This is a genomic window from Streptomyces sp. E2N166 (assembly GCF_003671715.1).
Classification (GTDB): Bacteria; Actinomycetota; Actinomycetes; order Streptomycetales; family Streptomycetaceae; genus Streptomyces; species Streptomyces thinghirensis.
Genome location: NZ_RAIF01000032.1, coordinates 1,660,546 through 1,668,597, shown reverse-complemented (window position 1 = coordinate 1,668,597; position 8,052 = coordinate 1,660,546). Strand labels below are relative to the sequence as shown.

Genomic DNA, 8,052 nt, shown 5'->3' with positions numbered 1-8,052 from the left:
TCGACCGCCTGGACGCGCCCGCCGGCGTCAGCAGCTGGCACGTCGACCCGGCCGCCAACGCGGTGGTCGTCGACGTGGTCGCGGGCCAGCGGGCTGACAACGATGTCCGGCGCTTCGTGACGCGGGCCCGCGAGGCCGGGCCGGTCACGGTGCGGACGGTGTCGTCGGCCCCGCAGACCTTCGCCGCGGGCACGGTCGGCGGCGACCCGTACTACACCGGCAACGTCCGCTGCTCCATCGGCTTCTCGGTGCACGGCGGGTTCGTCACCGCCGGGCACTGCGGTGGCGTGGGAGGTGCGGTCCGCGGCTGGGACGGCTCGCACATCGGAACGTTCCAGGGCTCGTCGTTCCCGGGCAACGACTACGCCTGGGTCAGCGTGGGCAGCGGCTGGTGGACGGTGCCGGTCGTGCTCGGCTGGGGCACGGTCTCCGACCAACTGGTGCGCGGCTCGAACGAGGCACCCGTCGGCGCCTCGATCTGCCGCTCCGGCTCCACCACCCACTGGCACTGCGGCACCGTGCTGGCCAAGAACGAGACGGTCAACTACAGCCAGGGCGCGGTGCACCAGATGACGAAGACCAGCGTCTGCGCCGAGGGTGGCGACTCGGGCGGCTCGTTCATCAGCGGCGACCAGGCGCAGGGCGTCACCTCGGGCGGCTGGGGCAACTGCTCCAGCGGCGGGGAGACCTGGTTCCAGCCCGTCAACGAGATCCTGAACCGCTATGGGCTGACCCTGCACACGGCCTGACCCCGGAACGGCGGGGAGGACTTCGCCGGGTGACCGGCGGGGCCCTCCCCCGACCGCCGGTCGGGATCGGCCCCATCCGCCGGCCGGGGAATCCTCCCCACCCGTCGGTCGCGCGCGGTCAGAAGTCGCCCGGGCCGGCGCCCGGCTCCGGTGCGTCGGGTCCGGTCGCCGTGGTCAGTCGGCGGTAGGCGGCCCGGGCATGGACCAGGCGGGCCAGTCCACCGTACCGACGAGAGCCGCGACGAGCAGACAGCCCAGCCAGACCGCGTCCCGCCGGCCGGCCAACGTCAGCGTGCCGGCGGGCGGGATGGCGAAGCCGTTGAGGGACAACCAGCAGAGGACGGCGGTTCCGGGGGCGGCCGCGAACCGGGCGCAGAGCCCGAGCAGGGCCGCCAGCAGGGAGAGCACGGCGAGCGCGAGTCCGGGGCGGCCCGAGCCCACGGTGCCGTTGAGGAGGGCCACCAGGGCGAGGGCGCCGCCGAAGGCCCCCGCCCACACAAGCGGAGCCGCGACCGGCCGGGGAACGGGTCTGGCACCGCTGCCCAGGGGCACCCACTCGATCACGCTGACGGCTCCTTCCGGTCCCGGACGGCTCCGACCACGCCGTCGGACACCGACCCTGCGGGCAGATTGTCCCACCGGGGGGCCCAGTGACGTACCGGCCGGGGTGGTGACCGGGGTTCGTCGGCGCCGCCGCGCCCCGTACCCGCGTGCCGTTCCGGTCGGCACTGGCCAGGAGCCGGCCCGAGCGCGTCAGCGGCAGCCGGTCGCAGCGGTCGGCCTCGTCCATGACGTGGCTGTAGACCAGGAGGGTGGTGCCCTCCTCGGCGAGCCGCTGGAAGACCAGCCACAGCTCCGGCGCACCATCGGGTCGAGGCCGACCGTCGGTTCGTCCGTCACCAGCAGGTCGGGGCGGTCAGCAGGGCCACGGCCAGGGAGACCCGCGAGTACTGACCGCCCGACAGCCGCGCGACCGGCTGGTCCGCGTACGCCACGAGGTCCACCTCCTTCACGACGCGGACCACGGCGTCCTCCCGGTGTCAGCCCCGCATGCCGGGGGCGGCGGCGAAGTACCGCAGGTTCTCCAGGACCGTCAGGTCCGCGTACACAAAGGGTGCCCGGGTGACGTAGCCGACGCTGGTGCGCAGCGGCCAGGCGCCCGCCGCGTGGCCGAGCACCTGGACATGGCCGCCAGTGGGCTGCTGAACGCCGACCACGCGGCGCAGCAGGGTGGTCGTGCCGCAGCCGCTCGGGCCCGGCAGGCCGACGACGCGGCCGCGGGGGATGGTGGAACTGACGTTGCGCAGCACCGGTTGGGTGCCCCGGGCCACCTGCGGCCCGCAGGCGGCGACGGCCGGAAGGCCATCCGGAGGCGCTGCGCTGTGCTCGGTGTGCTGCACGGCTCCACTGTGTTTCGTCGGATCGGGACCTCGGCGGCAGCATCGGCGCGGCCACCCGGGGTGGCGCGGGGTGAGTCCGGGTCAGGATTCGCGGCGGGTCACAGCCCAGGCGATGTCGTGCAGTTGACGGTAGGCGTCGGCGGTCGGCCGGGCCAGTGACAGGGCCCGCAGCGCGGCCGTCATCTGGTGGCGTGCCTCCTCCTCGGCCGCCTGCCGTCCGCCGGCCCGCTCCACGAGGTGACGCGCCAGGTCGATGTCGGCCTCGTCCAGTGGGTGCGGTGTGCGGTACAACTCGCGCAGCCGTTCGGCCTCCGTGCCCGGAGCCGCGAGGGCCGCCGCCACCGGCAGTGACTTCTTGCGCGCGGCGAGGTCCGCGCCGACCGGCTTGCCGCTGCGCGCGGTACGGCCCCAGATGCCGAGGATGTCGTCCGCGCACTGGAACGCCACGCCGAGTCGCCGGCCGAACTCCCGCAGGCCGCCGACCCGGACGTCGTCCGCGCCGGCCAGCACGCCGCCCAGCGCGCAGGCGCAGCCGATCAGGGCGCCCGTCTTGCCCGCTGCCATGTCCAGGTAGTCCGCGACCGACACCTCGTGGGCCTTCTCGAACGCGACGTCCTTGCTCTGCCCCTCCACCAGTTCCAGCAGGGCGCCCACGAGTTCCTGCACGGCTGCCTCGGCCCGCCCCGGCGGGGACTGGGCCAGCGCGCTCAGCGCCGCGACCAGCAGGGCGTCTCCGGTCAGTACGGCCGCCGGGGTCCCGAACAACGACCAGGCGGCGGGCCGGTGGCGGCGCAGCGCGTCGCCGTCGATGACGTCGTCGTGCAGCAGGGTGAAGTCGTGAACCAGCTCGACCGCCACGGCGCCGGGCACCGCGGCCGCCGGGCTCCCTCCGACGGCCACCGCCGACAGCAGGGTGAGTGCCGGGCGCACCGCCTTGCCGCCGCCGGACTCGGCCGCGCGGGGTGCGCCGTCGGCCTCGCACCAGCCCCTGTGGTACCGGGCCACCAGGCTCTCCGCGGCCGGCAGCGACTCGACCGCGGCCCGCAGGGCCGGCGAGAGCACGTCGTCGACCCAGTCCAGACGCGGAAAGGCACCTACCGGGGCCGAGTCGGTCATCTGCGACACGTACTGCTCCTCACGTTGGCAGGACACGTTGGCGGAAAGCGGAAACCGACGGCACTCGCACCGCGCCGGGTCGGGCCGGCCGCATCGCCAGTCAATCGGCTGCCGCACCGCGGGAGAGTCCACGGCGCCCCACCCGGCGAAATATCACCGTGGCAGCCCAGCTCTATGACCATGCACCCAGCCGACAATCACGCGACCACCCGCTACGGCTCCCGTCGACCGCCCCGCGCGGCCCGCGGTGCCACGCGGTGCGCGATCCGCAGTCCGCCCCGCCGCGGGATGCGGCGGGGCGGACAGTTGCGGACGGTCCGTCAGCACGGCGCGACTGCCATCAACTTCTCGAAGGAAGCCATACAGTCAGGGCAGTGACGTGCCCGTTCACCGTCGGATGCCTCGATACGTTCGCGGAGTCGCTGTCCGCACAGGGTGGCCGCGGCCTGTTTGGCCATCACGTGCCACACCAACGCTCCGCCCGCCTTCTCCGGGCCCACGCACATTTCGTACATGATCGGCCTCCCAGCCTGGACGCCGCTGACACTCTCCAGGAGACACCGGATCGGCCGTCACCAGTACTGTGCAGGGGCCATTCGGGTGACGGCCGCTCGTCCCTCCGAGGCGACGACGCACCCGGACGGATAGAAACGATCAGCCAATCGGCCCTACATGGGTGGTCGCGTGACGTGGCGTCGACGCAGGCTGCCGTGGGTCGGCTGCTCTGGTCGGATGGCGACACAGACCGAACCGATCGCGCCGGTCCCGGCGGTGGAACACCGCGGCAAGGGGCGGGTGGTCGTCTCCTGGCTGACGACGACCGACCACAAGCGGATCGGCCACCTCTATCTCATCACGTCGTTCGCGTTCTTCCTGATCGCCGGGGTGCTGGCGATGCTGATCCGGATGGAGTTGGCCCGGCCGGGCCTGCAACTGCTCTCCAACGAGCAGTACAACCAGGCGTTCACGATGCACGGCACGATCATGCTGCTGCTGTTCGCCACCCCGACCTTCGCCGGATTCGCCAACGCCGTCATGCCCTTGCAGATCGGTGCGCCCGACGTGGCATTCCCGAGGCTGAACATGCTGGCGTACTGGCTGTTCCTCTTCGGCGGTCTTATCGTGCTCGGCGGCTTCCTCACGCCGCAGGGCGCCGCGGACTTCGGCTGGACCGCCTACGCACCGCTCAGCGGGCCGGTCCGGTCCCCCTACCTCGGCGGTGATCTGTGGATCATGGGGCTGGCGCTGTCCGGGTTCGGCACCATCCTGGGGTCGGTCAACTTCATCACGACGATCATCTGCATGCGCGCACCCGGCCTGACGATCTTCCGTATGCCGATCTTCGTCTGGAACGTGCTGCTGACCTCGGTCCTGGTGCTGCTGGCGTTCCCGGTACTGGCGGCGGCGCTGCTGGTGCTGGAAGCGGACCGGCACTTCGGTGCGCACGTGTTCGACGCCGAGAACGGCGGGGCGATCCTGTGGCAGCACCTGTTCTGGTTCTTCGGCCATCCCGAGGTGTACATCCTCGCGCTGCCGTTCTTCGGGGTGATCACCGAGATCATCCCGGTCTTCTCCCGTAAGCCGATCTTCGGATACATGGGCCTGGTGGGTGCCACCATCGCCATCGCCGGGCTGTCGGCCACCGTCTGGGCGCACCACATGTTCGCCACCGGTGCCGTACTGCTGCCGTTCTTCTCCTTCCTGACATACCTCATCGCCGTCCCCACCGGGGTGAAGTTCTTCAACTGGATCGGCACCATGTGGAGGGGGTCCCTGTCCTTCGAGCCGCCGATGCTGTGGGCGGCCGGCTTCCTGGTGACGTTCCTCTTCGGTGGTCTGACCGGAGTGATCCTCGGCTCACCGCCGCTGGACTGGCACGTCACCGACTCGTACTTCGTCGTGGCGCACTTCCACTACGTCCTGTTCGGCACGATCGTGTTCGCGATGTTCGGCGGATTCAGCTTCTGGTGGCCGAAGATGACGGGCCGCATGCTCGACCACCGGCTGGAGAAGGTGCACTTCTGGACGCTGTTCGCGGGCTTCCACACCACGTTCCTGGTACAGCACTGGCTCGGCACCGAGGGCATGCCGCGCCGCTACGCCGACTATCTGGCCGTCGACGGATTCACGGCCCTCAACACCCTCTCCTCCATCGGCGCGTTCCTGCTGGGCCTGTCCACGCTGCCGTTCCTGTACAACGTGTGGAGGACCGCCAAGTACGGCCGGCCGGTCGAGGTCGACGATCCCTGGGGCTACGGGCGCTCGCTGGAGTGGGCCACGTCCTGCCCTCCGCCCCGCCACAACTTCCGCGAACTGCCGCGTGTGCGCTCCGAGTCGCCGGCCTTCGACCTGCACCACCCCGGCCTCGCCCGGCTCGACCAGGCGGAGCAGACCGGGCGGCGCGACGCGGTGGAGCCGGGTGAGGGACACAAGGGCGGTGACCGTACGTCCTGACGCGGGTCAGGGCACGCGTACGCCGGTGACGGCGAAGCCGCTGCGCGGGCGGGTCGGGACCCGGCGCAGGGAGATGCGCAGGTCCTGCTCGGGCACCGTGTACTCCAGACGCGCCAGCCGCACCGCGAGGGACTCCAACAGGCCCACGGTGACGCGCTCGCCGGGGCAGCGGTGACCGGTGGCCGGATCGCCGCCGCCCTGCGGGATCAGTTCGTCGGGGTCGGCGGTCCGCTCCAGGAACCGCTCCGGCCTGAACACGTAGGGGTCGCCCCAGAGCTTCTCGTCGTGGTTCTGGCCGTAGACGTCGAGCAGCAGCATCCCGCCGGCGGGGACGGACTCGCCGTGCCAGGTCAGCTCCTTGACGGTCCGGCCGCCGAGGAACGGGGCGAACGGGTAGAAGCGGCGGACCTCGTGCGCGAACGCCGTGGGGAACGCGCCGTCACCCGCGCGCAGCCGCTCCCGGTGGGCCGGCCACCGGTGCAGGGCGTGGGCGGCGAAGGCCACGAACCAGCTCACGGCGGCCGTGGGGCGAAGCACGTTCAGCAGTTCCACCGCCGCCGTCCCGGCGTCCAGCGGCGCCTCCGGCACGTCGTGGTGCCGGGCGACCCGCTCCAGGACCGAGCCCGCGGGGGCGGTGACCTTCCCGGACCGTACGTCCTCGATCAGGCGGGCCGTACGGGCTTCCTGCCGGGCGCGGGCGCGGCGGGCCCGCAGCCGGCGGGGCCCGGGGACGGCGAAGCCGTCGACCATGGCGATCAGGTCCCGCGCCAGTGGCTCCGCGTCGACGGCCTCCGCCGGGAGCCCGGCCCATCGGCAGACCCCTCGGGTGAGTACCACGCCCGCCTCGTCGAACAGTACGACGCGGGAACGTTCGCTCCAGGAGCGTGCGGCCTCGTCCCAGGCCGCGGCGACGTGCTCGGTGAGGTCGGCGACGCGGTCGGGGTCGAGCAGCGGAAGGAACAACTCCTTGCGGGCGCGGTGGGCGTCCCCGTCGAGGGTGTGGACCGCGCCCTGCCCGAACAGCGTGTCCAGCACGGGCGCGGGGACGGCGCCGTGGCGGTGGACGTTCTCCTCGTCGTAGAAGAAGCGCACCGCCTCCGGTCCCCGCACGGCCAGCGCGGGCTTGCCGAGCAGCCGGGTGCGCACCACGGAGTCCGTGCTGTCTCGCATGCGGTTGGGCAGCCAGGCGTACCCCTCGGTCAGCAGGGGCAGGGTGCGGTCCATCAGCGGGCGGCGGTGTGCGTCCATGGCCGGCGAGTGCCCCGGGCCGCCACGCGGACACCCGGCCCACCCGGGCCGGGTCGGGCGGTGGGGCGCGGCACGGGGCGGGTGAGCGTGCGTGGGAGGGGTACTCCGTCCTCCCGTGAGGACCCGGCCCGGACGTGCGGGCCGGCCAGGCACTCCCGTTCACTCCCGGACAGGTAATCCCCGACAGGATCGGACCACCCCCATGTCGCCGTCCCCGGACGACTCCCTTCGGATCCACTTCGTCGGCAACGCCACCGTGCTGCTCGGGTACCGCGAGCTGAGCCTGCTCACGGATCCGAATTTCCTTCACCGAGGTGAGCGCGCCCACCTCGGGTACGGCCTGGTGAGCCGCCGTCTCACCGAGCCCGCGCTCGATCCCGGCGACCTGCCGCGGCTCGACGCCGTGCTGCTGTCCCATCTGCACGGCGATCACTGGGACCGCAGGGCCCGGCGGCACCTGTCCCGGTCGCTGCCGATCGTCACCACGCCGCACGCCTCCCGCCGGCTGCAAGGGGTGCACGGGTTCCACCGGGCCGTGGGGCTGCGCACCTGGCAGGAGGAGACCGTGCGGCACGCGGACTCCCAGGTGCGCATCACGGCGCTGCCCGGCCGGCACGCCGGGCACCCCGCGCTGCGGCGTCTGCTGCCGCCGGTGATGGGCAGTCTGCTGGAGTTCGGCCCGGTCGGCGGCCCGCCGCTGCACCGGCTCTACGTGTCCGGCGACACGCTGCTGTTCGACGGACTGGACGAGATCGCCCGGCGCTTTCCCGGACTGGACTTGGCCGTCCTGCACCTCGGCGGGACGACGCTGCCCGGCGGTTTCGTGGTGACCATGGACGGACGCCAGGGGGCGGAGCTGGCCCGGCGCCTCGATCCCCGGCTGATCCTGCCGGTGCACTACGGCGACTACACCGTCTTCCGCTCCCCGCTCGACGCGTTTCTGGCCGAGGCCGGCCGTAAGGGCCTCGCGGACCGGATCGTGCACTGCCGGCACGGTCAGCGGGCCGTCCTCGGCCCGGACGGCGGGCCGCCCGCCGTGACGTAGCGGGCGGCGACCGCCGCGGCCGTTCAGCTCAGCTTGTCGA

Annotated in this window: 5 protein-coding genes and 2 pseudogenes; 3 read left to right on the top strand and 4 right to left on the bottom strand. The window is 72.6% G+C overall.

Annotated elements, in window-relative coordinates; genetic code table 11:
- Window positions 1-749, top strand: a 749-nt coding sequence (locus EBH09_RS34550) for a S1 family peptidase (RefSeq protein WP_193776691.1), incomplete at its 5' end; no start/stop codon positions are given.
- A gap of 118 nt (window positions 750-867) precedes the next feature.
- Here EBH09_RS34550 and EBH09_RS34545 read toward each other — a convergent pair.
- From EBH09_RS34545 to EBH09_RS34535, 3 genes and pseudogenes are all read right to left on the bottom strand, one after another.
- Window positions 868-1,313, bottom strand: a pseudogene (locus tag EBH09_RS34545) (hypothetical protein).
- 166 nt (window positions 1,314-1,479) lie between these two features.
- Window positions 1,480-2,080: pseudogene (locus tag EBH09_RS34540) on the bottom strand (ABC transporter ATP-binding protein); the annotation flags it as partial.
- A gap of 150 nt (window positions 2,081-2,230) precedes the next feature.
- Window positions 2,231-3,265, bottom strand: a complete 1,035-nt coding sequence (locus EBH09_RS34535) for a polyprenyl synthetase family protein (protein ID WP_121750737.1) — start codon at window positions 3,263-3,265, stop codon at window positions 2,231-2,233.
- A 732-nt stretch (window positions 3,266-3,997) separates the two neighbouring features.
- Between EBH09_RS34535 and ctaD the strand changes: the two genes are divergently transcribed.
- Window positions 3,998-5,719 carry a cytochrome c oxidase subunit I gene (ctaD, locus tag EBH09_RS34525; RefSeq protein ID WP_193776690.1) on the top strand — a complete coding sequence of 574 codons (1,722 nt, stop codon included), beginning with the start codon at window positions 3,998-4,000 and terminating at the stop codon, window positions 5,717-5,719.
- A 6-nt stretch (window positions 5,720-5,725) separates the two neighbouring features.
- On the opposite strand, the gene EBH09_RS34520 is transcribed toward ctaD, so the two are convergent.
- A complete protein-coding gene (locus tag EBH09_RS34520) occupies window positions 5,726-6,967 on the bottom strand; it encodes a cytochrome P450 (RefSeq protein ID WP_121750735.1) in 1,242 nt (413 codons plus the stop codon).
- 202 nt (window positions 6,968-7,169) lie between these two features.
- On the opposite strand from EBH09_RS34520, the gene EBH09_RS34515 reads away from it, so the two are divergent.
- Window positions 7,170-8,012 (top strand): MBL fold metallo-hydrolase, encoded by an 843-nt coding sequence (locus EBH09_RS34515; RefSeq protein ID WP_121750734.1) that lies wholly within the window; start codon window positions 7,170-7,172, stop codon window positions 8,010-8,012.
- Window positions 8,013-8,052: the final 40 nt, after the last annotated feature.

Excerpts from the sequence above, each read along its gene's own strand:
- EBH09_RS34535 (WP_121750737.1), bottom strand. The coding sequence starts at position 3,265 with ATGACCGACTCGGCCCCGGTAGGTGCCTTTCCGCGTCTGGACTGGGTC.
- ctaD (WP_193776690.1), top strand. The coding sequence starts at position 3,998 with ATGGCGACACAGACCGAACCGATCGCGCCGGTCCCGGCGGTGGAACAC.
- EBH09_RS34520 (WP_121750735.1), bottom strand. The coding sequence starts at position 6,967 with ATGGACGCACACCGCCGCCCGCTGATGGACCGCACCCTGCCCCTGCTG.
- EBH09_RS34515 (WP_121750734.1), top strand. The coding sequence starts at position 7,170 with ATGTCGCCGTCCCCGGACGACTCCCTTCGGATCCACTTCGTCGGCAAC.